This window comes from Mycobacterium gastri (assembly GCF_002102175.1).
Classification (GTDB): Bacteria; Actinomycetota; Actinomycetes; order Mycobacteriales; family Mycobacteriaceae; genus Mycobacterium; species Mycobacterium gastri.
Genome location: NZ_LQOX01000129.1, coordinates 123,646 through 147,711, shown reverse-complemented (window position 1 = coordinate 147,711; position 24,066 = coordinate 123,646). Strand labels below are relative to the sequence as shown.

General features: G+C 68.0%; 20 protein-coding genes and 2 pseudogenes. 14 read left to right on the top strand and 8 right to left on the bottom strand.

All coding sequences use genetic code 11. The features are described 5' to 3' along the window. Positions 1 to 18 precede the first annotated feature (18 nt). From AWC07_RS20605 to AWC07_RS20575, 7 genes are read left to right on the top strand one after another with little or no spacing between them, the layout of a single operon-like run. Positions 19 to 1,188, top strand: coding sequence for a virulence factor Mce family protein (locus AWC07_RS20605; protein WP_036412141.1), 1,170 nt, complete (start codon positions 19 to 21; stop codon positions 1,186 to 1,188). Continuing rightward, entirely contained in the window at positions 1,182 to 2,738 is a 1,557-nt protein-coding gene (locus AWC07_RS20600; protein ID WP_036412140.1) for a virulence factor Mce family protein, read from the top strand. The genes AWC07_RS20605 and AWC07_RS20600 overlap by 7 nt, the downstream gene beginning before the upstream one ends. Continuing rightward, entirely contained in the window at positions 2,708 to 3,472 is a 765-nt protein-coding gene (locus AWC07_RS20595; protein ID WP_036412138.1) for a hypothetical protein, read from the top strand. The genes AWC07_RS20600 and AWC07_RS20595 overlap by 31 nt, the downstream gene beginning before the upstream one ends. Beyond that, positions 3,469 to 4,446, top strand: coding sequence for an RDD family protein (locus tag AWC07_RS20590; protein WP_036412135.1), 978 nt, complete (start codon positions 3,469 to 3,471; stop codon positions 4,444 to 4,446). Before AWC07_RS20595 ends, AWC07_RS20590 begins: the two co-directional genes overlap by 4 nt. Further along, complete coding sequence (locus tag AWC07_RS20585) at positions 4,443 to 4,997, top strand: hypothetical protein (protein ID WP_036412133.1); 555 nt, start codon at positions 4,443 to 4,445, stop codon at positions 4,995 to 4,997. The genes AWC07_RS20590 and AWC07_RS20585 overlap by 4 nt, the downstream gene beginning before the upstream one ends. After that, positions 4,964 to 5,758, top strand: coding sequence for a hypothetical protein (locus AWC07_RS20580; RefSeq protein ID WP_036412131.1), 795 nt, complete (start codon positions 4,964 to 4,966; stop codon positions 5,756 to 5,758). The genes AWC07_RS20585 and AWC07_RS20580 overlap by 34 nt, the downstream gene beginning before the upstream one ends. A gap of 22 nt (positions 5,759 to 5,780) precedes the next feature. Further along, positions 5,781 to 6,488, top strand: a complete 708-nt coding sequence (locus tag AWC07_RS20575) for a YoaK family protein (protein WP_036412129.1) — start codon at positions 5,781 to 5,783, stop codon at positions 6,486 to 6,488. On the opposite strand, the gene AWC07_RS20570 is transcribed toward AWC07_RS20575, so the two are convergent. From AWC07_RS20570 to AWC07_RS20550, 5 genes and pseudogenes are all read right to left on the bottom strand, one after another. Next, positions 6,481 to 7,563: a phosphodiester glycosidase family protein gene (locus AWC07_RS20570; RefSeq protein WP_036412128.1), complete on the bottom strand. Its 1,083-nt coding sequence runs from the start codon at positions 7,561 to 7,563 to the stop codon at positions 6,481 to 6,483. The genes AWC07_RS20575 and AWC07_RS20570 overlap by 8 nt on opposite strands. Positions 7,564 to 7,668: 105 nt before the next feature. After that, positions 7,669 to 9,057 carry a YhgE/Pip domain-containing protein gene (locus AWC07_RS20565; RefSeq protein WP_036412127.1) on the bottom strand — a complete coding sequence of 463 codons (1,389 nt, stop codon included), beginning with the start codon at positions 9,055 to 9,057 and terminating at the stop codon, positions 7,669 to 7,671. A 47-nt stretch (positions 9,058 to 9,104) separates the two neighbouring features. Further along, complete coding sequence (locus tag AWC07_RS20560) at positions 9,105 to 9,830, bottom strand: pirin family protein (RefSeq protein WP_036412126.1); 726 nt, start codon at positions 9,828 to 9,830, stop codon at positions 9,105 to 9,107. 247 nt (positions 9,831 to 10,077) lie between these two features. Further along, positions 10,078 to 10,491 (bottom strand): annotated as a pseudogene (locus AWC07_RS20555) (alpha/beta hydrolase domain-containing protein); the annotation flags it as partial. Then, positions 10,491 to 11,605, bottom strand: a pseudogene (locus tag AWC07_RS20550) (sigma-70 family RNA polymerase sigma factor). The pseudogenes AWC07_RS20550 and AWC07_RS20555, both read right to left, overlap by 1 nt. Here AWC07_RS20550 and AWC07_RS20545 point away from each other — a divergent pair. The 4 genes from AWC07_RS20545 to AWC07_RS20530 all read left to right on the top strand — a co-directional run bounded on the left by AWC07_RS20545 (position 11,553) and on the right by AWC07_RS20530 (position 15,896). After that, positions 11,553 to 12,428, top strand: coding sequence for an alpha/beta hydrolase (locus AWC07_RS20545; protein ID WP_036412118.1), 876 nt, complete (start codon positions 11,553 to 11,555; stop codon positions 12,426 to 12,428). The pseudogene AWC07_RS20550 and the gene AWC07_RS20545 overlap by 53 nt on opposite strands. A gap of 35 nt (positions 12,429 to 12,463) precedes the next feature. After that, complete coding sequence (locus AWC07_RS20540) at positions 12,464 to 13,213, top strand: DUF2786 domain-containing protein (protein ID WP_036412117.1); 750 nt, start codon at positions 12,464 to 12,466, stop codon at positions 13,211 to 13,213. Further along, positions 13,210 to 13,707, top strand: coding sequence for a TIGR04338 family metallohydrolase (locus AWC07_RS20535; RefSeq protein ID WP_036412116.1), 498 nt, complete (start codon positions 13,210 to 13,212; stop codon positions 13,705 to 13,707). The genes AWC07_RS20540 and AWC07_RS20535 overlap by 4 nt, the downstream gene beginning before the upstream one ends. Before the next feature lie 125 nt (positions 13,708 to 13,832). Next, positions 13,833 to 15,896 (top strand): glycoside hydrolase family 3 protein, encoded by a 2,064-nt coding sequence (locus tag AWC07_RS20530; protein ID WP_036412148.1) that lies wholly within the window; start codon positions 13,833 to 13,835, stop codon positions 15,894 to 15,896. A 21-nt stretch (positions 15,897 to 15,917) separates the two neighbouring features. On the opposite strand, the gene mymT is transcribed toward AWC07_RS20530, so the two are convergent. Continuing rightward, positions 15,918 to 16,064 carry a copper-binding metallothionein MymT gene (gene mymT / locus AWC07_RS30030; RefSeq protein ID WP_084293464.1) on the bottom strand — a complete coding sequence of 49 codons (147 nt, stop codon included), beginning with the start codon at positions 16,062 to 16,064 and terminating at the stop codon, positions 15,918 to 15,920. Between the two features lie 124 nt (positions 16,065 to 16,188). Then, complete coding sequence (locus tag AWC07_RS20520) at positions 16,189 to 19,548, bottom strand: PE family protein (RefSeq protein WP_085105210.1); 3,360 nt, start codon at positions 19,546 to 19,548, stop codon at positions 16,189 to 16,191. 204 nt (positions 19,549 to 19,752) lie between these two features. Here AWC07_RS20520 and AWC07_RS20515 point away from each other — a divergent pair, with 204 nt between their 5' ends. After that, positions 19,753 to 20,193 carry an SPW repeat protein gene (locus tag AWC07_RS20515; protein ID WP_036412282.1) on the top strand — a complete coding sequence of 147 codons (441 nt, stop codon included), beginning with the start codon at positions 19,753 to 19,755 and terminating at the stop codon, positions 20,191 to 20,193. Between the two features lie 353 nt (positions 20,194 to 20,546). On the opposite strand, the gene ilvD is transcribed toward AWC07_RS20515, so the two are convergent. Next, positions 20,547 to 22,241 (bottom strand): dihydroxy-acid dehydratase, encoded by a 1,695-nt coding sequence (ilvD, locus tag AWC07_RS20510; RefSeq protein WP_036412280.1) that lies wholly within the window; start codon positions 22,239 to 22,241, stop codon positions 20,547 to 20,549. A 123-nt stretch (positions 22,242 to 22,364) separates the two neighbouring features. Between ilvD and ricR the strand changes: the two genes are divergently transcribed. Together ricR and AWC07_RS20500 are read left to right on the top strand one after the other, a co-directional pair. Next, positions 22,365 to 22,655, top strand: coding sequence for a copper-sensing transcriptional repressor RicR (gene ricR / locus AWC07_RS20505; protein WP_036412279.1), 291 nt, complete (start codon positions 22,365 to 22,367; stop codon positions 22,653 to 22,655). 149 nt (positions 22,656 to 22,804) lie between these two features. Beyond that, positions 22,805 to 24,043, top strand: coding sequence for an MFS transporter (locus AWC07_RS20500; protein WP_036412291.1), 1,239 nt, complete (start codon positions 22,805 to 22,807; stop codon positions 24,041 to 24,043). The last annotated feature ends 23 nt before the right edge of the window (positions 24,044 to 24,066 follow it).

The following is a 24,066-nucleotide window of genomic DNA, read 5'->3' as shown; positions in this document are numbered from 1 at the left end:
TGGGCACCGAGGGGCGCGATGAGACGCGTCCGTCACCGGGCCTGGCAGACATTGGCGTTGCTGCTGGTCGCGCTGATGCTGAGCTCGTGCGGCTGGCGCGGGATCTCCAATGTGTCGATTCCGGGTGGTCCGGGCACCGGGGACGGGTCCTACGTCCTCTATGTGCAGGTGCCCGACACACTGGCGATCAACGGCAACAGCAAGGTGATGGTCGCCGACGTCACGGTGGGCTCGATACGCGACATCAGATTGGAGAACTGGATAGCGACCCTCAAGCTGGGCATCGACAAGGGCGTCAAGCTACCGAGAAACGCGATCGCCAAGATCGGACAGACCAGTTTGCTTGGTTCTCAGCATGTGGAGCTCGCGTTGCCGCCCGACCCGTCCCCGCAGCCGCTGTGCCCGCCGCCGCACCGCAAACAAGATTGCACCATTTCGCTGAAGAACTCCTCCGCATATCCCAACACCGAGCAAACACTGGCCAGCATCTCGATGATTTTGCGCGGTGGCGGCATCCCGAATCTGGAGGTGCTCCAGAACGAGGTCTACAACGTGTTCCATGGGCGGGCCGACCAGATTCGGGCCTTCCTTACCAAGCTGGACACCTTTACCGACCAGCTCAACCAGCAACGCGATGACATCACCCACGCTATCGACTCCACCAACCGGTTGCTGGTCTACGTGGGTCGTCGAGCCGACGTGCTGGACCGGGTGCTGACCGACATCCCGCCGCTGATCAAGCACTTCGCCGACACGCGCGACCTGCTCATCAACGCCGTCGACGCGGTGGGACAGCTCACCCAGGTGACCGACCAGTACCTGTCGGAGGCACGCGGCCCGCTGCATACCGACTTGCAAGCGCTGCAATGCCCGCTGAAGGAGCTCGGCCGCGGCTCGCAGTACCTGCTCGGCGCGCTGAAGCTGATTCTCACCCAGCCGTACGACATTGATACCGTGCCGAAGCTGTTCCGCGGCGACTATCAGAACGTGTCGGCCACGATTGACGTGACCTTCAGCGCCATGGACAACGCCTTGCTCACCGGTACCGGGTTCTCCGGAGCCCTGCGCGCGCTCGAGCAGTCCTTCGGTCGCGATCCCGAGACGATGATCCCCGACGTCCGCTACACGCCGAACCCGAACGACGCGCCCGGCGGACCGCTGGTGGAAAGGGGCGACCGGCAATGCTGACTCCCTTCATCAAACGCCAGTTGATCGTGTTCGGGGTGCTGACAGTGGTCTCGCTGTTGGTCCTCGGGGTTTACTACCTGCGGATTCCATCGCTGGCAGGCATCGGCCGATACACGCTCAAGGCGGAGCTGCCGGCATCGGGCGGCCTGTACCCCACGGCCAACGTGACCTATCGCGGCGTCACCATCGGCAAGGTCACCGACGTGGAGCCAACGCCAACCGGCGCCGAGGCGACGATGAGCATCGACAGCCGCTACAAGATCCCGATCGATGCGTCGGCGAACGTGCATTCGGTATCGGCTGTCGGTGAGCAGTACCTGGACCTGGTGTCGACGGGCAACCCCGGCAAGGTCTTTTCGCCCGGCCAGACGATCACCAAGGGGACGGTGCCCAGTGAGATCGGGCCCGCCCTGGATACCGCTAACCGCGGACTTCAGGTGTTGCCGGCGGACAAGATCCCCGTGCTGCTCGACGAGACGGCGCAAGCCGTGGGAGGTTTGGGCCCTGCCCTGCAACGGCTGGTCGACGCCACGCAGGCAATCGTCGGTGATTTCCGCACCCAGATCAAAGACGTCGACGACATCATCGAGCACTCCGGACCGGTCATCGACAGCCAGGTCCGCTCGGGCGATGCGATCGAACGCTGGGCACACAACCTCAACACGCTGGCAGCGCAGACCGCGCAACGGGACCAGAACGTGAAAAGCATTCTGTCCCAAGCGGCTCCGACCGCCGACCAGCTGAACGAGGTCTTCACCGACGTGCGTGATTCGCTGCCGCAGACGCTGGCGAACCTCGAAGTCGTGTTCGACTTGCTCAAGCGTTACCACAAGGGCGTCGAGCAGGTGCTGGTGTTCTTGCCACAGGGTGCTTCGATCGCGCAGACAGTGGCCGCACCCTTCCCCAACATGGCCGCCCTTGACCTGGCGTTGGCGATCAACCAGCCGCCGCCGTGTCTGACCGGGTTCATCCCTGCCTCGGAGTGGCGCTCTTTCGCCGACACCAGCCTGCAGCCGTTGCCGACAGGCACGTACTGCAAGATTCCGATGGATACCCCGGCCAACAGCGTGCGCGGGTCACGCAACATCCCGTGTGTCGACGTCCCAGGCAAGCGAGCGGCCACGCCCCGGGAGTGCCGCGACCCGAAGCCGTACGTTCCGGCGGGCACCAATCCCTGGTATGGCGACCCCAACCAGATCTTGACGTGCCCGGCACCGGCGGCGCGCTGCGATCAGCCGGTGAAGCCCGGCTTGGTGATCCCGGCGCCGTCGATCAATAACGGCATGAACCCGGCGCCGGCCGATCGACTGCCTCCGGGCGGGACGCCGCCTCCGGTCAGTGACCCGCTACAGCGGCCCGGTTCGGGTACTGTGCAGTGCAACGGACAGCAGCCCAACCCCTGTGTCTACACTCCGGGCGGGCCGCCCACGGCGGTCTACAGCCCTCAGAGCGGTGAACTGGTAGGGCCCGACGGCGTCAGATACTCCGTCGAAAACTCGACCAAAACAGGAGACGACGGATGGAAGGAGATGCTGGCGCCAGCCGGCTGAACCCCATCGACGCGGATAATTCGCCGAGCCCCGAGGCAACGGACGAGGACTCGTCAGAATCCGCGGCCCACACCGGCTCAGCCACCCCCGACACGGAGGGTGAACTGACTGCGGAATCTGAGCCCGGTCAGGACAGCGCCGAGGCGACGGACGAGGACTCAGCCGAATCGGAGGACGAAGCCGGTCCGGACACCTCCGACACCGTACGTGAGGACCAAACCATCGAGCGGCGCCCGTCGCGTTTGGGCCGTGGGTGGCTAGTCGGTATCAGCGCGGCGCTGGTGCTCGTCGCCGGCGGCATCGGGGCGGGCGGCTATCTGGCGCTGCGCGCCCACCGGCAGAGCGAGGTAGTAGCCCGCAACAACGCGGCAGCGCTTCAGGTGGCCAAGGACTGCGTCGCGGTCACCCAGGCGCCGGATACGAGCTCCATGGCCGCCAGTGAACAGAAGATCATCGACTGCGGCACCGATCAGTACCGCTCCCAGGCCGTGCTCTACAGCAGCATGCTCGTTCAGGCTTACCAGGCCGCCAATGTGCACGTTCAGTTGACCGATATGCGGGCTGCGGTCGAGCGAAACAATCCCGACGGATCGGTAGACGTGATCGTCGCCCTGCGCGTCCGGATGTCCAACAATCAGGCGCAGGATCAGGAAACGGGCTACCGGTTGCGGGTTCGGATGACACCGACGGACGGCCAGTACAAGATTTCGAAACTCGATCAGGTGACGAAGTGACGGTGGTGGTCGAGGAGATCCAGACCCCCGAGACCGTCCACGCCCTAGCCGAGAAGGCGTTGGCGCCATGGCATTTGCGGGTGGCTGCATTCGCCGTTGATGTGCTGCCGGGCATCGCGGTGGTGGCGACGCTGGCGCTGGTCTCGTTTACCGTGCCGTCGGACAGCGCATGGTGGTGGGTGTGTGTCGCCATCCTGGCCTTGGTGACCCTGCTGATGTCGGTCAACCGGTGGCTACTGCCCGCCCTGACCGGTTGGACCCTGGGACGCGCCCTGTGCGGAATCGCGGTGGTACGCCATGACGGAGACGCCGTCGGCCCGTGGCGGCTGATGGTGCGCGACCTGGCTCACCTGGCCGACACCGTGCCGCTCATGGTCGGATGGCTGTGGCCGCTGTGGGACCCGGACCGGCGCACCTTCGCCGACATGCTGTTGGGCACCGAGGTGCGAACCGTCGATCCCGGCGAGCGGCCGGCCAGGGTCCGGCGCTGGACGGCGGTGGCATTGCTCACCGCGGCCGGGCTATGCGTGGGCGGTGCCGGTGTGAGCTATGCCGTGGTGTACTCCTACGACAAGGCAACCGATCGAACCTGTGCAGAGCTTGCGACGCAGGGTCCGAAAATGGTCTCCCAGATGTTGACGTACGACCCGAAAACGTTGCGTGAGGACTTCGCTCGAGCACAATCGCTGACCACCGACAGGTACCGCGGTCAGTTGGCCGCGCAGCAGGACACCGTCGCGAAGGGGCACCCCGTCCTCAACGAATACTGGGTGACGGGCAGTTCTATCCAATCCGCGACGCCGAACCGTGCGACCATGCTGTTGTTCATGCAGGGTCGCCGTGGCACACCGCCCGACATCCGTTACATCAGCGCAACCGTCCGGGTCAGCTTCGCCAGGGACCGCGACGACCAATGGCGCGTTGACGACTTGACGGTACTGACCAAACCTAAGCCGCCCGGGGACGGAAAATGAGTCCGCGTCGCAGATTCCACCCCGGTGAGGGATTCCTGCTGCCCACGCACCCGTTGCCGCCGAGGCGACCGTGGGTGTTCCCGCTCGCGGCCATTTCCGCTGCCGCGGTGATGGTGGTGGCGATCACGCTGTCCAGCTTGATGCTGGTGGCGCACGTGTCGCGGGATCGGGCCGCGCACCGGGAGCACGAGGCGGTCAACTACGTGAAATGGTTCATGGGCCAGTTCACCTCCGTTGACCCCTATCACGCCAACGAATACGTCGAACGGATATTGGCGCAAGCGACGGGCGACTTCGCCAAGCAGTACCACGACAGGGCGAACGAGATCCTGCTTCAGGTCGCGCAAGCAGAACCCGCCAAGGGTACGGTCCTTGACGCGGGCGTGGAACGGTGGAACGACGATGGCAGCGCCAGCATTTTGGTGGCCACCGAAGTCACCTCCAAGTCAGCCGATGGCAAAGAGGTCTTCGAGAACACCAACCGTTGGGCTGCCACGGCTAAGCAGGAAGGGAATCAGTGGAAGATCAGCAACCTGCTGCAGATGATCTGACCGCGGCCAGCTCTGACGCGTCCGACCCCGAGGCCGATTCCCAGGCCGAGTTGGACGATCAGGCAACTCGAGCAATCGAGTCGATGGACGCGGCACCTGGAGGCGACGACACTGCGGCAGCAGCAAAGGATCAGTCCGAACAAGCCGACGGCGCCGACACCGACACCAACACCGAGGTCGCCGCTGATGGCGCCGGGCGCAAGGTCGGGTTCCTCAAGCGACTGACCGGCAAGGTGAAACGCCCCAGCGGCAAGCGAGTCGCCGCAGTCGTCGCTGGACTGGTCGTGTCGCTTTTCGTGGGTTCCGCCGCATTTGCCGGCGCGACCCTGCAGCCTTACCTGGCTGATCGCGCGATCGTCGCCGTCAAGCTCGACGTGGCGCGAACCGCGGCGAACGCGATCACCACGTTGTGGACCTATACCCCGGAAAACATGGACAAGCTGGCCGATCGCGCGGCGGTCTACCTCAGCGGTGACTTCGGAGCGCAATACCGGAAATTCGTCGACAGCATCGTCGCGCCGAACAAGCAAGCCAAGGTCACCAATAACACCGAGGTCACCGGCGTGGCCGTCGAATCGCTGGATGGTCCCAATGCGGTCGCCATCGTGTACACGAACACTACGACCACCAGCCCGCTGACCAAGAACATTCCGGCAATGAAGTATCTGTCGTACCGGCTGATCATGAAGCGGGATAACTCCCGCTGGTTTGTGACCAGGATGACGACGATCACCTCGCTGGATTTGACGCCTCGGCTGTAGCCCCGGCCTGTCGAGGGGTCACATGGCCGTCAGCTTGCCCGGCTATCACCGGTTGACGATCGCCGCGCTGCTGTTGCTGACCTTCGCCACCGGCTTGGCCGACGCGATCAGTGTGCTGGTCCTCGGGCATGTGTTCGTGGCCAACATGACCGGTAACGTGATCTTCCTCGGCATTTGCCTGGTGCCGAAGTCGCAGTCGGGAATCGACCTGGTCGCCGGCGTGGTGTCCGTGGTCACCTTCGTCATCGGCACAATCATCGGCGGCCGGTTGACTCGGGCGCTCGGTGGTGAGCCACGACGCTGGATCAGCGCGGCGCTGGGGACCGAGATCTCGGTGCTGGCTACGTTGTCGGTACTGGCTGGCAGCGGGGTACTGCGCTATCACGACAGCACCAAGCTGTTTCTCATCGGTGGGCTCGCGCTGACGTTCGGCTTGCAGAACGCGATCGCTCGGGAGTTCGGCATTCGCGAACTCAGCACCACGATGTTGACGTCGACCATCGTCGCGATCGGCGCCGAGAGCCGGCTGGCCGGCGGCACGGGTGGCCGAAACCTGCTGCGCTACAGTGTGATCGCGGCGATGTGCGGCGGCGCCCTGCTCGGTGCCGCCATGTCCAGGGTGACCGTGGCGCCGGTGTTCGCACTGGCCGCCGCCGTGATCTCGGTGAGCATGCTGGTCTTCCGCTACGGCCCCCTGGATCGCAAAACGCCTCAGGCGCTTACTAGTTGAAAGCGAGCCAACTGGGCAGCGCCCGTTCGTGGGAGTCGCAGAGGACCTCGCGGGTGTCGCACGAGCCCTTCGGCGATCCCGCGCCGGCCCACATGCCTCCGGTGTCGCGGCGCAACACAATTGCCGATGACCCACCACCGTCGAGCAGGATCGCCGTATCGCTGCCAAGGCCCCGGAAGAGGTCTTGAATGTTGTCCGGCGTGTAGTTACCTCCTTCGAAGATGTACATCTCGTCTTTCTGCTTGGCGTAGGCCAGCGCCGTACGCGCGGCACTTGGGCCACCGTCGTGAAGTTGGCCGGTGTTGCCGGGCGACAACAGCCCGATCCCGGCGACGGCGACGAACTTCGCGTTCTTGTTGAGCAAGTCCTGGATCACCGGAGTGGCCAGGTCGTAGTCTTCTCTGCCCCTGGGCCGCAACACATATGGCGCGCCACCAGCCGGGATGATCATGGTGGTCAGCGACGTCCAGGTCTCGTTTCCGCCGGACAGCCCCTGCTTGCCGGCGTAGGCGACGGTGCCGGTGACCGCCTGGTTGGCGCGGCCCTGGCCGTGGGTGTTGTCGACGAACGCGCCCAATGGCGAACTGCAACCGGTCGAGCGCCACGAGCCGCCCTTCTGCGGGCGCACGTCGAAGAAGTTGGCGTTGATCGCGATTGTCGGTTGTCCCATTCGCTGCCAGGCCTGCAGCGGTGCGTAGATCTCCGATGCCTGCCAGAGCCCTTCGTTGGTGCGCGCCCCGGCATTGTGTTCGCAGCGCGCCTGGTCACCGGTGTGAGTGTCGACCAGCAGGTGTGGCTGCAGCCGCTGCGACGCATTCTTGATGATCATGAGATGGCCGCCGTTGTTCATCTCGTAGCGGCCGCCCTCGCCGTTGAGCAGCGGCATCGGGTGTCCGCCGCCGAAGTTGTACACCAGGTAGGAGCCCTTGGTCGTGGCGATGGCGTGTTCGAGCATCTCGCGACCGTCGGCGGCGTGGGCGAGGGGTTGTCCCGTGGTGGCCGTGAGCGTGGCGCATGCAGCCACCATGGCAAGACAAGCCGCAAGTCGGCGCAGGCTGGCAGATGGCGTCAGCACGGTAGCCCTTTCGGCCCGATCGGGAAGCGGCCATCCCAGAATCAGTCACATCCGTCACACTGTCAACTTGTATAACAGTGCTGTGACGACCCGGCCGCGGTCGAATTACGTTTGCTGGCTCGAATTTTCGCTTGCGCTCTCGGCGGCGCCGGCGCCGGCGCGGGCCCGTTCCCGTGCCTGGTGCTGCGCTTGGTGCTCCGCCGCAATAGCCATCTCGACCGCCCCCTGTATCCGGTGGAACCCCTTGCGGTCGTACAGGTGGGTGATGATGCCCCCTAACAGCAGGCCGATGACCAAACCGATGGAGGTCATCGCCAGGGCGTGCGACAACCCGGCGTCGGCGTGACCGTCGAGGTAGAGCAGCGACCGTACCCCCAGGAACACTTGGTGCATCGGCTCGAATGTGGCCAGCCAGCGGAAGAACGGCGGCACCGCCTCCAGGGGAACGGTAGCGCCCGCCGACGGTAGCCCGAGGATGACGAAGACCAACATGCTCACCAGTAAGCCCATCGAGCCCAGCACCGCGATCAGCGAACTGGACGTGACGCCCACCGCGACGATCGCGAACACTCCGTACAGCCACAATTGCCAGCCGAGCGAAATGGGCATGCCCAGGCCATGGCCGATCGCCAGGTACACCGCCGACGTCAGCAAGGCCAGCACCGTCATCAATCCCCACTTCAGCAGCAGGGTGCGGAAGCGTGAGATGCGGACCTGCTCGGAGAAGCGATACACCGGGCCGAATTCGGCTGGTACATAACCGAGCATAGAGTCCACCAGCGTGCTGACCACGATGCTGCCGGTAAATCCGGCCAGCAGCAGCAAAAGTGAATAGTAGAAGGCTGACAGGCCATTACCGGTTCCATTGGGCAGCGGGTTGTAGACCGTGGATTTGACGTCGATCGGATTGGTCAGCCCCAGCGCGGCGGCTCCGGCCAGCGGCGCGCCGCCGGTCTGCGCGGCAACATCGGCGGTAAGTCGTTGCCCGACTTTGGTATTCACCACGGCCATCGCTTGGGTCAACGTCTGGGCGGCGATGCTCGAGCCCAGGGTGCCCGCGCGCGGATTGGTCGAGATGGTAATCGTGGGCCGGTCCGCGTGGGTCGGCTGCACGGCGCTCATCGCGTAATCTCGCAGGCTCGACGAGAAGGTCGGTGGAATGACGGCCGAACCGTAGACCTCAGCCCGGTCCAGAAGCTGCTTGGCCTCATCGTGGGAGACGACGCGCACGTCGTACTTGTTCTTGTCCAATCCGGCCACCAGCCCGTCGACAATCTGCTTGCCCGTGGGCCCGGCGTCCTGGTTGACCACAGCGATCGGGAAGTGACGCAGGTTGGTAGCCGGGTTCAGGATTCCGCCGAGGTAGAGCGCGGCCAGTGCCGACATGAGGGCCAGTGTGATGAGGATCGGTGCCGCCCAGAACCGCACGGTCCGAACCGACTTGATGCCGCGCTTGGGGTTCGGGGCGGCGTGCCGCGGCTGCGATTGAGACATGTGGGCTCCTGTCTGTCGTGCCCACTCTATGTGGTGTCAGAGCGGGGTCAGGACCTCAGGCTTGCGTGCATCTCCCACACCAGGACTTCCGCAACGCCGTCGGCGGTGAGCCGCCGGGCGCCGGTGTCGGTGCAGCGGACCGCATCCCCTTGGGTCAGCACGCCGACACCGTCCAAGGTGACCCCGCCGCGGGCGACGAACAGATGCAGATACGGCGCCGGGGGGACGTCGACCGTGTCGCCGGGCCGCAATCGCGCCGCGTGCAGGGCCGCGCTGCGGTTGTGCAGGGTGATCGCGGCGCTGTGTCCCTTGATGCCCGAGGCGATGGCGACCAGACCGCCGTTCGACAGCTCGGCGCCCATATCGTGCTGCTGGTAGCCCGGGTCGATGCCGGTCTGGTCGGGCACTATCCACATCTGCACGAAACGCACTGGCTGCGTGGATGACCCGTTCTTCTCCGAATGCAAGATTCCGCTGCCCGCCGACATGCGCTGGGCCAGACCGGGGTAGATCACGCCGTGGTTGCCCGTCGAATCCCGGTGGGTCAGTTCACCTTCCAGCACCCAGGTCACGATCTCCATGTCGCGGTGCGGGTGAGTGTCGAATCCTCTTGCCGGTTGCACGATGTCGTCGTTGCTGACCAGGAGCAGCCCGTGGTGGGTGTTGTCCGGATCGTAGTGGTCGCCGAACGAGAAACAATGTCGAGATGTCAGCCAGGAGGTTGTGGTGACGGCCCGGTCGGCCGCTCGCCGGATCTCGACGGTGGCAGGCATGATTTCACAGTACCGGCGTGCGCAGCCGGTGTGGCGTGCTGCGTCGACCTCGGGTCACGGGGGCGTCACGGCGGCCGCGGCCGCCCAGCGGCTGCACTGCCGTACCCTACCGCCCGTGCCGGGAATCCTCGAATCTGGTTGTGCTCGGCCCTGATTCGACTACCGCACAGCCGCCGGCGTGGTCGCGAGTGCGGATGACGCCGAGCCGGCCGCCTCGGATGGTTGCCGGGGCGGAGTTGATCGGCGCCGGCTCCTGCCTTTTCAGCGACATGTCGACGCCAAGCAGGCCGGCACCGCCGGCCACCCCCACCTGCTGGGCCGAGACCGCGACGTAGGCGTAGCCGGCGCGAGTGATCTCGCGGTGGCCCATCATCCACACGGCGGGGGCATCGATGCCGCCGCTGACGTTGAGCCATTCGACCAGCACCGTACCGTTGAATTGAGTCTGGTCGGCGGGGGTCAGCGCCACGATCCGAGTGGCGTAGTCGGCGGCGCCCGAAGGTGTTGCCGTCCAGCGGCCGTCGGGTCCGAGTTCGGACACCGGAGCGTAGGAAGCGGCGGTGCCGGAAACGAAGAATTCCTCGGCGATGTAGCCTACGCTGCCAATGTCGAAGGCGCCCAGCAGCAGGGGCTTACCGGGGACAGACGCGACGACGGCCATCACAGCGAACTGGGCAGACCGAACTTCGGGAACAGTGAGCCGTCGAGGAAAGCCACCACGTGGGACACCCGGCCGTCGACCATGTCCAGCACATGCAACTGGAACGGCACATGCCGCTGACCCGCGCGCATGTACATGGCCGCGGCGGGCTGGCCGTTGGCCACCAACGGGATCATGCGCATATCGCCGGGCGATTCGGCGGGACATTGCTGGTGAATGAGGGTGATGATGTCCTGCGCGCCGCGGTACCAGCCGACATAGGGCGGCATCTCCCAGATCGCCTCGGCGGTGAACAGCTCCACCAGCCGGTCGATGTCGTAGGTCTCGAACGCGGCGATGTAGCGGGCCAGCAAGTCCTGGGCCTCCGGCGAATCCGGCGCGCTCAACCGATCTTCGGCGCTGGGGCGCACGGTCTCCAGCTGGGACCGGGCCCGCTGCAGCAGGCTGTTGACGGCGACGGTGGTGGTGCCGATCGCCTCGGCCACTTCGGCCGACTTCCACTGCAGAACGTCGCGCAGCAACAGCACCGCACGCTGCCGGGGCGACAGATGCTGCAGCGCGGCCACAAACGCCAACCGGACCGATTCACGCGACCCGATGATGACCGACGGATCCGCCGGATCGTCCGCCGGTTCCGGCAGCGGCTCGAGCCAGGGCACTTCACAGCGCTCGACCAACTCCGCCGTCGGATCCGAGCTGGACGTCCCCAGCCCTGTCGGCAACGGCCGGCGCTGCCGGCCCTCCAGAGCGCTCAGGCAGGTGTTGGTGGCGATCCGATGCAGCCAGGTCCGTATCGACGACTTGCCTTCGAACCGGTCGTAGGCTTTCCAGGCACGCAGCAACGTCTCCTGCACCAGATCCTCGGCGTCGTGTAGCGATCCCGTCATCCGGTAGCAGTGCGCCAGCAGTTCGCGCCGGTAGGGTTCGGCACGGGCGGAGAAATCACCGCCGAGCTCATTGTCCTGTGCTAGCGGACCCACCCCGACGAGCCTACGCAGAACCGCTGACAACCCGGACAGCCCCGCCCGGGGAGCCGCTGTGCAGGCCGTAAGCTGCCCGTAATGAACGCGACGCGCACTGAAGGCAACTTCGACGGTGTCGGCGGTGTGGACATCGTCTACGACGTCTGGACGCCCGACACCGAACCCGCAACAGCGCCGAAAGCGATCCCTAAAGCGATCCCTAAAGCGATCGTGGTGCTGGCTCACGGTTTGGGCGAGCATGCCCGCCGATACGACCACGTCGCGCAGCGGTTCGGTGAGGCCGGTCTGGTCACCTACGCACTCGACCATCGCGGACACGGCCGCTCGGGCGGCAAGCGGGTGCTGGTGCGCGATATTTCCGAATACACCGCCGACTTCGACACCCTCGTGGGCATCGCCACCCGGGAGAACCCCGGCCTGAAGTGCATCGTGCTAGGGCACAGCATGGGCGGCGGGATGGTGTTCGCCTACGGGGTGGAACGCCCGGACAACTACGACCTGATGGTGCTGTCGGCACCGGCGGTGGCGGCCCAGGATCTGGTGTCGCCGGTGGTGGCGGTGGCCGCCAAGGTTCTTGGCGCCGTGGTGCCCGGCCTGCCGGTCCAGGATCTCGACTTCACCGCCATATCCCGCGACCCGCAGGTGGTGGCGGACTACCAGAACGACCCGCGCGTGTACCACGGCCGGGTGCCGGCCGGGATCGGCCGGGCGTTGCTGCAGGTGGGCGAGACCATGCCGCGGCGGGCGCCGGCGCTGACCGCGCCGCTGTTGGTGGTGCACGGCACGGGTGACCGGCTCATCCCGATCGAGGGCAGCCGGCGCCTGGTGGAATGTGTGGGATCCACCGATGTCGAGCTGAAGGAGTATCCCGGGCTCTACCACGAGGTCTTCAACGAGCCGGAGCGCGACCAGGTGCTCGACGACGTTGTTGGCTGGATCACCAAACGCCTCTGAATCGAATTGTCGTACCCCTGCAGTAGTTTGGCGCCATGACCGACGACAAGATGCTGTCCCGTATTGCCGCGCTGCTGCGTCAGGCCGAAGGCACCGACAACCCGCACGAGGCCGACGCGTTCATGAGCGCCGCGCAACGGTTGGCCACCGCGGCGTCCATCGACCTCGCCGTGGCGCGGTCCCATTCGGCCCACCGTTCGGCCGCGCAAGCACCGACCCAGCGCACCATCACCATCGGAACGGCCGGCGCCCGCGGGCTGCGGACCTACGTGCAGCTGTTCGTGCTGATCGCCACGGCCAACGACGTACGCTGCGACGTCGCGTCGAATTCGACGTTCCTCTACGCCTACGGGTTCCCCGAGGACATCGACGCGACCCACGCCCTGTACGCCAGCCTGGTGGTGCAGATGGTCCGGGCTTCCGATGCCTACCTTGCGTCCGGGGCACACCGCCCCACGCCCACCATCACCGCCAGGCTCAACTTCCAGCTGGCCTTCGGGGTCCGGGTTGGGCAGCGCCTGGCCGAGGCCCGGGAGCAGGCCCGCCAACAGGTCACCAAGGACCGTGGTCGTGCACCAGGTACCGCTCTCGCGTTGCGGGACAAGGAGATTGAGCTGCGTGACCACTACCGCAGCGCGTCGAAGGCGCGCGGTACCTGGCGGGCCAGCAGGGCCACGGCCGGGTACTCGTCGGCGGCGCGGCAAGCGGGTGACCGGGCGGGCAGGCGAGCGCGGCTGGGAAACAGCCCCGAATTGCCCGGCGCGCGGACTCCACTGGGCCGGTGACCCAGCGGGATTGCCAGCGCGCCAAGGTGTATGCCGCTGAAGAATTCGTCCGCATCTTGTTCGACCGTGCCGCCGAGCACGGCTCACCCGCGGTGGAGTTCTTCGGGACTCAGTTGACGTTGCCGCCGGAGGGGCGGTTCGGGTCGGTGGCATCGGTGCAGCGTTACGTCGACGACGTGCTCGCGTTGCCGGTGGTGCGGCAGCACTGGCCGCAGGTGGCACCGCTGCGGGTACGGGCGCGCCGGGCGGCCACCGCCGCGCACTACGAAAACCGCGACGGCGCAGCCGTTATCGCGGTTCCCGACCTTGATGCCGCCGACTGGGCGATGCGTGAACTGGTGGTGCTGCACGAGATCGCGCACCACTTGTGTCAGGTCCCGCCCCCGCATGGGCCGCAGTTCGTGGCGACGATCTGTACGTTGACGGAGTTGGTGATGGGACCCGAGGTTGGCCATGTGCTGCGCGTCGTGTACGCGAAAGAGGGTGTGCGGTGAGGCCCTCCGGTGACGATGCGGGCCGCTCTGCGGCCCGAGGTGGGGGCACCTCCCGCTTGCGGGGGAGAGCCGGGCAATCGAGCGCTGTAGACCCTGACGTGCGGGCGCGTGAGGTTGAGTCGCAGATGACCGACGACGAGCGATTCGCGCTGCTGGTCGGGGTCATGGGCAAGAGTGAACTCTGGCCGCTGCGCGACGAACGTATCCCGGAGGGCACCCCGATGAGTGCCGGATATGTGCCGGGGGTGCCTCGGCTCGGCGTGCCCGCGCTGAAGATGAGTGACGCCAGCCTGGGCGTCACCAACCCCGGCTTTCGCCCGGGTGACACCGCCACCGCGCTGCCGGCCAGCCTGGCGCTGGCCGCCAGTTTCAACCCGGCACTGTCCCGAGCCTCGGGCCAGGCGATCGCTCGCGAGGCACGCAGCCGCGGATTCAATGTGCTGCTGGCCGGCGGCATCAACCTGGCCCGCGACCCGCGCAACGGCCGCAACTTCGAATACCTTTCCGAAGACCCGCTTTTGAGCGGGATCATGGCCGCTGAATCGATCATCGGAATACAGCAAGAAGGTGTCATCTCGACGGCCAAGCACTACTGTTTGAACTGCAACGAGACCAACCGGCACTGGCTGGACGCCGTCATCGATCCCGACGCGCACCGCGAATCGGACTTGCTGGCTTTCGAGATCGCCATCGAGCGCGCACAACCCGGCGCGGTGATGACGGCGTACAACAAGGTCAACGGCGACTATGCTGCCGCCAATACGGTGTTGATCAACGACGTGCTGAAAGGCGCTTGGGGATACCGCGGTTGGGCCATGTCCGATTGGGGCGGCACACCGGGCTGGGAATGTGCGCTTGCCGGCCTGGACCAAGAATGCGGGGCGCAGATCGACGCCCTGCTGTGGCAGTCGGAGGCCTTCGGTGACCGGCTGCGGGCCGCCTACCTCGACGGCAGGCTGCCCAAGGAGCGCCTGTCAGACATGGTTCGGCGGATCCTGCGCTCGATGTTCGCCGTCGGAATCGACCAGTGGGAACCCGTGTCCGCACCGGATATGGCCGCGCACAACGAGATTGCGCTGCAGATCGCACGGCAGGGAATCGTGCTGCTGCAAAACCGGGGTGTGCTGCCGCTGAAAGCCGCCGCGCGTATCGCGGTCATCGGTGGGTATGCCCAGCGCGGCGTGCCGGCCGGCTGCGGGTCCAGTGCCGTCGTCCCGCCCGGGGGCTATGCCGAGGTGATCCCCATCGGCGGGCCGGGGCTGGCGGGCGGCCTGCGCAACCTCCACCTGCTGCCGTCAAGCCCGCTCGACGAAATGCGAAAGCGGCTTCCCCACGCGCAAATCGAGTTTGACCCCGGTATCAGCCCGGCCGAAGCGGTGCTGGCGGCGCGCCGGGCTGATGTTGTGATTGTCTTCGCGATCCGCGTCGAGGGGGAGGGCGTCGACATTCCCGACCTGTCGCTGCCGTGGGGCCAGGATGCGCTGATCGCCGCCGTCGCCGCGGCCAACCCGAACACCGCCGTCGTACTGGAGACCGGCAACCCGGTGGTCATGCCCTGGCGCGACTCCGTCAATGCCATAGTGCAGGCGTGGTATCCGGGCCAGGCCGGTGGTCAGGCCATCGCGGAAGTCCTCGCCGGCGAGGTGAATCCGTCGGGCCGGCTGCCGCTCACCTTCCCGGTTGATCTTGGTCAGACACCGCGCCCGCAGCTGCCCGAGCTCGGCGCCCCGTGGGGCACGCCGAGCACCATCCACTATTGCGAGGGCGCCGAGGTCGGATACCGCTGGTACGCCCGAACGGGGCAGGCCCCGATGTTCGCGTTCGGTCACGGCTTGTCCTACACCGGCTTTGAGTACCGCGAGCTGGCGGTGACCGGCGAGGATACCGTGATCGCCAGCTTCACCGTCGTCAACACCGGCGACCGCGCCGGGGCCGACGTCCCGCAGCTGTACCTGACCGCCGCTCCCGGGGAACCGCGGTCGCGATTGCTGGGATTCGAGCGGGTCGAGCTCGAGCCGGGTCAGGCCCGTCGGGTGACCCTTCGGGCGGATCCGCGACTGCTTGCCCGCTATGACGCCGGATGCTGGCGCATCGAGCCGGGTGGTTACCCGGTGGCGGTGGGCGCTTCGGCGGTCGACCTGAAGCTGGCGGCCGAAGTTGAGCTAGCCCGCCGTGCGTTCAGGCGGTAACGCACGACCGGCGGACTCGATCTATTTGACAGGCACCAACTCTTCGCCGCAGGTGCAGCGGTAAGGCTGGCCGGAGTTCGCGCAATGGCACTCGTTTTCAATAACAACGCGACAGCCGCAGCCCTCGTGGCCACAGGTCAGCGCGGTTCCGGCCTGGTAATTCGCCATGTTTCTCACCCTCGTCTCTGTCGGGACTGGAGTCCCATTGGTTGGCTATTGCACCAGACCTACGGCTAGACGTTTCCGGCACATCGTGCCGCAGCCGGTCGAGAAGGTCCACTGTGATCCGAGGCTAGAGGTTTTGGCCGTCGAGGCCGTCCGCGCCGAGGTTGCCGGGGCCGCCGCCGACGCCGCCCGGTGCGGTGCCTTGGCCGCCGCCACCCGGTTGGCCGCCGTCCCCGCCTTTGCCGCCGGACGCGCCGACGCCATCGCCACCGTCGCCGCCAGCGCCGCCGTTACCGCCTTGACCGCCGTCGCCGCCGTCGGCACCGCCGGACCCGGTTCCACCGGTGCCGCCGGTGCCGCCGTTCCCGGCGTTCCCCCCGGCACCGCCCGCCTGGCCGGAGGTGACACCGGTGCCGCCGGTGCCGCCGCTGCCGCCGGTGCCGCCTTGGCCGCCGGTGCCGCCGGCCGCGCCATCATCACCGGTCCCACCGGTGCCACCGGTGCCGCCGTTGCCGCCGATGCCGCCTCCGCCGACGGCGCCCGCAGCGCCCGCGCCGGAGCCGGCCTGCCCGCCTGCGCCGCCGGTGCCGCCGGTGCCGCCCTGGCCGCCGGCCTCGCCGGCTAAGGTGCTGCCGTTGACGCCGCCGAAGCCGCCGGTGCCGCCCTCGCCGCCTTGGCCGCCGTCGCCGCCACTGCCGTTGGTGGCGCCGACACCGGCCGAGCCACCCGCGCCGCCGGCGCCGCCCGTGCCGCCCTTTCCGCCCTGGAAGCCGGTTTGGTCGGTTCCGCCGCTGCCGCCGAAGCCGCCGTTGCCGCCCAGGCCGCCGGGGCCGCCGTCGCCCGCAGCGAGCCCGCCGGGTCCGGCGACGCCTCCCGTGCCGCCGGTGCCACCGGCCCCGCCGGCGTAGCCCGCCGAGTTGTCGCCGGTGTCGCCATCGCCGCCGGTGCCGCCATAGCCGCCGCCACCGCCGTTGCCGCCGATGCCGCCGGGGGCCGCGGTGCCGCCGGTGCCCCCGGCGCCGCCCATCCCGCCCGCGTAGCCTGCCGAGTTGTCGCCGCTGCCGCCGTATCCGCCGGGGCCGCCGTAGCCGCCGGTGCCTCCGTTGCCGCCGATGCCACCGGCACCCGCGGCGCCACCGTTGCCGCCGGTGCCGCCGATTCCGCCCGCATAGCCTGTCGCTCCGTCGCCCGTGTCGCCTTGGCCGCCGCCGCCACCCTCGCCGCCGGTGCCGCCATTGCCACCGACGCCGGAGGTCGCGCCCGAGCCTGGAGCTCCGCCGGTGCCGCCGGTACCGCCCATCCCTCCGATGAGGCCCGCCGATTGGCTGCCCGGTCCGCCATAGCCGCCACCGCCGCCGGGGCCACCGTTGCCGCCGTTGCCGGCGACTCCGTTGACCGAGTCGCCGCCGGTGCCGCCGGTGCCGCCGACACCGCCGACGTAGCCCGGCTGGCCGATTCCGCCGGCACCGCCGTAGCCGCCTCCGCCGCCCTCACCGCCGTCGCCGCCGTAGCCAGAACCAGCCTGTACGCCGGAACCATCAAGGCCGCCTTCGCCCGCAGTGCCGCCCTCGCCGCCGTCGCCGCCGTTGCCGCCGATGCTGTTCCAGCCGTTGCCGCCGTAACCGCCATAGCCGCCATCGCCGCCATCGCCGCCGGTGCCGCCGGAGTTGCCGGACCCAGAAATGGCGTGAGCACCGCCGCCGCCGGCCCCGCCTGCGCCGCCGGCGCCGCCAATGCCCGCGATGCCACTGGTGGGTTCGTCGCGTTGTCCCGGCCAGCCGCCGGTGCCACCGTCACCACCGGTGCCGCCCATACCGCCATTGCCGCCACCGGAACCGACGTCGGGGGTGCCGGAGCCGCCCGCGCCGCCGGCGCCGCCGGCGCCGCCCGCCCCGCCATTGCCATTGGTGCCGCCGGTGGCACCGGGGCCGCCGTCGCCGCCGTCGCCGCCCAGGCCGCCGTCGCCACCCGGGTTCCCGGTGCCGGGATTGCCAGCGCTGCCGGCGCCGCCGGCGCCGCCGGCGCCGCCGGTGCCGCCGGTGCCGTTGGTGCCACCCGTGCCGCCCGTTCCGGCGGCACCAGTGAACCCGCCGAGGCCGCCCTTTCCGCCGTTGCCGCCGGTACCTCCGCCGCTGCCGCTGTCCGCGGTGCCGGAGCCGCCGCTGCCGCCCAGCCCGCCGGCACCGCCATTGCCGCCGTTGCCGTTGGTGCCGCCGGCACCGCTGTTGCCGCCGTTGCCGCCCTCACCCCCGGAACCCGCGGCGGTGCCATTGGCGCCGGTGCCGGCCGCGCCGCTGAGCCCGGCCCCGCCCGCACCGCCGTCGCCGCCGCGTCCTCCGTCGCCGTACCCGCCGGCCGATCCGCCGAACCCGCCGGTGCCAGCGGCCGCGCCCGCGCCGGCGGCGCCGCCGGCGCCGCCGTGACCGCCCAGGCCGGCGCCCTTTCCGGGGCCGATTTCGAGCTGGGCCGCGCCGGTACCGCCGGTCCCGCCCGCGCCGCCGTTGCCGCCGCCACCACCGCTGCCGTTGATGCCGAAGGTGCCCGCGTTGCCGCCGGCCCCAGCGTCGCCTCCGACGCCACCAGCGCCGCCGCGGCCGGCCGGATTGTTGAAGCCGCCGGGCAAGCCGTCACCGCCGGCGCCTCCGCCGCCACCCGTGCCGCCGTCACCGCCGGCGCCGGCGTGGCCGAACATGCCGGCACCCCCGCCGACTCCGCCGTGTCCACCGGCCCCACCGGCGCCGCCCTCCTGGCCGGCCAAGCCTTGACCACCGGAACCGCCGGCACCGCCCGCGCCACCGGCTCCGGCGTAGCCAAACGGGCTGCCGCTGCCCCCGGTGCCGCCCGTGCCGCCCATGCCTCCGGCAGCGCCGGCCGTGCCGGTGGCACCGGTCCCGCCGGCCCCGCCGGCGCCACCGGCGCCGTACAAGTAGCCGGCATTGCCGCCGGCGCCGCCGGTCCCGCCGGCCCCGCCTTGCCCGCCGATGCCGCCATTGCCGATGAGGCCGGCGGCCCCGCCGGCGCCGCCGGGCGCCCCCGGGTTGGTGCTGGCCCCGCCGTTGCCGCCGTTGCCGTACAGGATCCCGCCCGCCCCGCCAGCCGTCCCGACGCCGTTGACGGTGGTTCCGTTGGCGCCGTTGCCGATCAGCGGGCGGCCCAGCAGCGCCTGGGTGGGTGCATTGATTACCGCAAGCAGGCCGTCTGTGGCGTTGGCAGCTTCGGCGGAAACATACGAATTCGCGCCGGCCAGTAGGTTGCTCGTGAACTCGTCGTGGAAAGCCGCTGCCCGCCCGGCCAGCACCTGGTAACTCTGCGCGTGCCGGGAAAACAACGCCGCAATCGCCGTTGATACCTCGTCGGCGGCCGCGCTGGCCACGTTGGTCGTCGTGCTGGCCGCTGCCGCGTTCCCATTGGCCAACAGCGCGCCGATGCTCTGCACATCGGCGGCCATCGAGGCCATGATGTCCGGTGAGACCAGTACATACGTCACAAGGCACCTCGGTGTGTACTAACGGGCGATTGCACGATGGTATCGGCGGCAAGGAAGCCGGCGCGCATGGTTTCGGAAATCGCTTAACCACAGGTCATCTGGCCGATCGATTGCGTGGCCGCCGTGAGCGGCCGAGCGTAATCTTGGAGCAGATGGATGGGATGCAGAAGGCTTAAACCCGCTGCATAACAGAAAGGTTGCGAAATGAGTACGGTCCATTCATCAATTGATCACCACCCCGATTTGTTGGCTCTACGGGCGAGTTACGAGCGCGCCGCCGAGTCGATGAGCACGCAGATCACCTTCGGCCTGACGATGCTGGCAGGCCTGTATGTGGCTGCGTCACCATGGATCGTTGGTTTCAGCGCGACGAGACAGCTCGCCTGGTGCGACCTCATCGTTGGGATCGCGGTCGCGTACCTGGCCTACGGGTTCGCCTCAGCGCTGGATCGCACGCACGGCATGACCTGGACGATGCCCGTGCTCGGTGTATGGCTCATCTTCTCGCCGTGGGTTCTGCAAGGAATCACGCGGACGGCCGGCATGATGTGGTCGCATATCATCGCAGGAGCGGTGGTGGCCTTTCTAGGGCTGACCGCCACCTACTTCGGCATGCGCACGCGCGCGGCGGCTACCAACTCGTAGTTCCGAAGTCCGCCAACAGAGAAGGCAATACCACTAGCGACCACTAGCGAACCTTGGTCGCTAGTGGTTCCGCTGAGAATTACAGCGGTGTAAGTTAGGGCTGTTCTCGGCGAGGGGAAGTGCCGAGCCTCCATGGTGGTGTCTGTGGTTGGGGGCTGTGGTGTCTCGTCGATCGCCGTTTGTGGTGTTGTTCGATGCGGATCGGGTGGATCTGGGGGAACGTGCCCGCGCCTATACGCTGGCGCACGCGGAGGTGGTGCGCGCGAAGATCGTTCTGCTGTCTGCTGACGGCGTGCCGAACGCGGTGGACCGAGCCCATCACCGATACCCCGACGAACTAACCGGCAGGACCACTAGCCGCAGACTGCCCCAGCTGCCGCTGAGCCGACCAGCTTGACGTACTTGGCCAGAACGCCGGTCTTGTAGCGCGGCGGCGGGGGAGTGAAATCCTTTCGCCGAGCCCCGAATTCGTCCGGATTGGCGAGCACGTCGAGGGTGCGGCCGGTGACGTCGAGTCGGATCCGGTCGCCGTCACGCAGGAAGGCGATCGGCCCCGCATCGACGGCTTCGGGCGCGATGTGGCCGACGCACAGGCCGGTGGTACCGCCCGAGAACCGGCCGTCGGTCAGCAACAGCACGTCTTTGCCCAGTCCCGCGCCTTTGATCGCCCCGGTGATGGCGAGCATTTCCCGCATCCCGGGCCCCCCCTTGGGCCCTTCGTAGCGGATCACCACCGCGTCGCCCTTGGTGATGGTGCCGTCCTCGAGGGCGTCCAGCGCGGCCCGTTCACCGTCGAAAACCCTTGCCACACCTTCGAATACCTCGGAGTCAAAGCCGGCCGTCTTGACCACCGCACCCTCCGGCGCCAGCGATCCGCGCAAAATGGTGATCCCGCCGGTCGGGTGGATGGGGTTGCTCAGCGCGCGCAGGACTTTGCCGTCTGGATCCGGCGGGGCAATGGCGGCCAGGTTCTCGGCCACCGTCTGACCGGTCACCGTCAGGCAATCGCCGTGCAGCAGACCAGCATCCAGCAGCGCCTTCATGACGACCGGCACCCCGCCGATGTGGTCGACGTGCGACATCACGTGCCGGCCGAACGGCTTGACATCGGCCAGATGCGGCACTTTCGACCCGATCCGGTTGAAGTCGTCCAGCGCCAGCTCGACGTCGGCCTCGTGGGCGATGGCCAGCAGATGCAACACCGCATTGGTCGAGCCGCCGAACGCCATCACCACCGCGATCGCGTTCTCGAACGCCTCCCGGGTCAGGATGTCGCGGGCGGTGATGCCGCGGCGCAGCAGTTCGACGACGGCGTGGCCGCTGCGGCGCGCGAACCCGTCGCGGCGGCGGTCGGTGGCCGGCGGCGCCGCGCTGCCCGGCAACGACATGCCCAGTGCCTCGGCGGCGCTGGCCATGGTGTTGGCGGTGTACATACCGCCGCACGCTCCCTCGCCGGGGCAGATCGCGCGCTCGATGGCGTCGACGTCCTCTCGGCTCATCAGTCCGCGCGCGCACGCGCCGACCGCCTCGAAGGCGTCGATGATGGTGACCTCGCGCTCGCTGCCGTCGGAGAGCTTGGCCAGCCCCGGCAGGATCGAGCCCGCGTAGAGGAACACCGCCGCCAGGTCCAAACGTGCTGCGGCCATCAGCATTCCGGGCAGGGACTTATCGCATCCGGCCAGCAGCACCGAGCCGTCCAGCCGCTCGGCCTGCATCACCGTCTCGACGCTGTCGGCGATCACCTCGCGCGACACGAGCGAGAAGTGCATCCCCTCGTGACCCATTGAAATGCCGTCGGATACCGAGATCGTCCCGAACTCAAGGGGATAGCCGCCCGCGGCGAACACCCCTTCCTTGACCGCCTTGGCCAACCGGTCCAGGGACAGGTTGCACGGCGTGATCTCGTTCCACGACGAGGCGACCCCGATCTGCGCCTTGGCGAAGTCGTCGTCCCCCATGCCTACTGCCCGCAACATGCCGCGGGCCGCGGCCTTCTCCAGGCCGTCGGTGACGTCACGACTACGGGGCTTGATGTCGGCTTCGGGCATCGTCCAAGTATGCTCGTGTTGCCCTACCTCATACCCCGCTAGGGTATAAGGTACAATCGAGGATTTACGGCAGCCCGGTCGGAGATTTCCGCAGAATTGGGGCGTCCGATCGTTGGGAGAGTGATGACAACCGACTACGGCTATTCGCAGCAGAAGGACAATTACGCCAAGCGGCTGCGGCGCATCGAGGGTCAGGTGCGTGGCATCGCGCGGATGATCGAGGAGGATAAGTACTGTATCGACGTGCTGACCCAGATCAGCGCCGTCAACAGTGCGCTGCGATCGGTGGCGCTGAACCTGCTCGACGAGCACCTGAGCCACTGCGTCACCCGTGCCGTTGCCGAGGACGGCTCCGAAGCGGACAGCAAGCTCGCCGAAGCCTCCGCAGCCATCGCCCGACTCGTTCGTTCCTGAGCGCCGCGGCCCCGCACGGGCGTGTTGACCCGCAATTCGTGTGACGGCGCGGCGGCGGTGCGTACGGTGAGTGCAGCGTGATCGTCGCGACGCACTACCGCGGTGCGTGGGCGATGCGCGGCCACTGAATGCCGATAGATGTCACCGCCATGACTGCCGAGACCCGAACTGTTGCCACCGCCGCCGGACCGTGGACGCCGCGGATCGCCGCGCAATTGGCTGTGCTGGCCGCAGCGGCCTTCGTGTATGTCACCGCTGAGATCTTGCCGGTAGGCGCCCTGTCGGCGATCGCGCGGAACCTGAACATCAGCGTCGTCCTGGTGGGGACTCTGCTGTCCTGGTATGCCCTGGTCGCGGCGCTGACGACGGTTCCGTTGGTGCGGTGGACGGCGCATTGGCCGCGGCGGCGGACCCTGGTGGTCGCCCTCGTCTGCCTGACCGTTTCGCAGCTGATCTCGGCGCTGGCGCCGAACTTCGCGGTATTGGCCGGCGGGCGGGTGCTGTGTGCGGTCACCCATGGCTTGCTGTGGTCGGTCATCGCCCCGATCGCCACCCGGCTGGTGCCCTCCAGCCACGCCGGACGCGCCACCACGTCGATTTACATCGGAACCAGCCTGGCGCTGGTGGTGGGCAGTCCACTGACGGCCGCTCTGAGCCTGATGTGGGGTTGGCGGCTGGCAGCGGTGTGCGTCACCGTTGCGGCTGCCGCGGTCACTGTGGCGGCCCGGCTGCTGTTGCCTGAGCTCGTTCTCAGCGCGGACCAGTTGCGGCACGTCGGTCCGCGATCCCGCCACCACCGCAATCGCGCGCTGATCATCGTCAGCCTGATCACCATGATCGGCGTCACCGGCCATTTCGTCTCCTACACCTACATCGTGGTGGTCATCCGGCAAGTCGTCGGCGTGCACGGGCCGAACCAGGCGTGGCTGCTGGCCGCCTATGGGGTCGCCGGAGTGGTCGCGGTGGCCCTGGTGGCGCGCCCGCTGGACCGCCGGCCCAAGGGCGCGATGATTTTCTGTGTCGCGGGCTTGACCGTCGCGTTCGTCGTGCTGACTGCACTGGCGTTCGGCGGTGGCCGCGCCCCGGTGACGACGCTGGTCGTCGGGACCGGGGCGATCGTCCTGTGGGGAGCGGCCGCCACCGCGGTGTCGCCGATGCTGCAATCGGCGGCGATGCGCAGCGGGTCCGACGACCCCGACGGGGCATCCGGGCTGTATGTGACGGCGTTTCAGCTCGGCATCATGGCCGGCTCACTGGCGGGTGGACTGTTGTACGAGCGGAATGTGGCGTTGATGCTCACCGCATCGGCGATCTTGATGGCCGTCGCGTTGGTGGGGATGACGGTGGCAAGACGCGTCTTCGAGGCTGCGGATGAGGCGGCCCGGTGAAACTTCACACCTTGAGTAAGGCT

Coding starts and splice junctions, on each gene's coding strand:
- AWC07_RS20565 (WP_036412127.1), bottom strand. CDS start 9,057: ATGTCTCAATCGCAGCCGCGGCACGCCGCCCCGAACCCCAAGCGCGGC.
- AWC07_RS20605 (WP_036412141.1), top strand. CDS start 19: ATGAGACGCGTCCGTCACCGGGCCTGGCAGACATTGGCGTTGCTGCTG.
- AWC07_RS20540 (WP_036412117.1), top strand. CDS start 12,464: ATGACCGACGACAAGATGCTGTCCCGTATTGCCGCGCTGCTGCGTCAG.
- AWC07_RS20545 (WP_036412118.1), top strand. CDS start 11,553: ATGAACGCGACGCGCACTGAAGGCAACTTCGACGGTGTCGGCGGTGTG.
- AWC07_RS20585 (WP_036412133.1), top strand. CDS start 4,443: ATGAGTCCGCGTCGCAGATTCCACCCCGGTGAGGGATTCCTGCTGCCC.
- ilvD (WP_036412280.1), bottom strand. CDS start 22,241: ATGCCCGAAGCCGACATCAAGCCCCGTAGTCGTGACGTCACCGACGGC.
- AWC07_RS20595 (WP_036412138.1), top strand. CDS start 2,708: ATGGAAGGAGATGCTGGCGCCAGCCGGCTGAACCCCATCGACGCGGAT.
- AWC07_RS20515 (WP_036412282.1), top strand. CDS start 19,753: ATGAGTACGGTCCATTCATCAATTGATCACCACCCCGATTTGTTGGCT.
- AWC07_RS20560 (WP_036412126.1), bottom strand. CDS start 9,830: ATGCCTGCCACCGTCGAGATCCGGCGAGCGGCCGACCGGGCCGTCACC.
- AWC07_RS20530 (WP_036412148.1), top strand. CDS start 13,833: ATGACCGACGACGAGCGATTCGCGCTGCTGGTCGGGGTCATGGGCAAG.
- AWC07_RS20500 (WP_036412291.1), top strand. CDS start 22,805: ATGACTGCCGAGACCCGAACTGTTGCCACCGCCGCCGGACCGTGGACG.
- AWC07_RS20575 (WP_036412129.1), top strand. CDS start 5,781: ATGGCCGTCAGCTTGCCCGGCTATCACCGGTTGACGATCGCCGCGCTG.
- ricR (WP_036412279.1), top strand. CDS start 22,365: ATGACAACCGACTACGGCTATTCGCAGCAGAAGGACAATTACGCCAAG.
- mymT (WP_084293464.1), bottom strand. CDS start 16,064: ATGGCGAATTACCAGGCCGGAACCGCGCTGACCTGTGGCCACGAGGGC.
- AWC07_RS20600 (WP_036412140.1), top strand. CDS start 1,182: ATGCTGACTCCCTTCATCAAACGCCAGTTGATCGTGTTCGGGGTGCTG.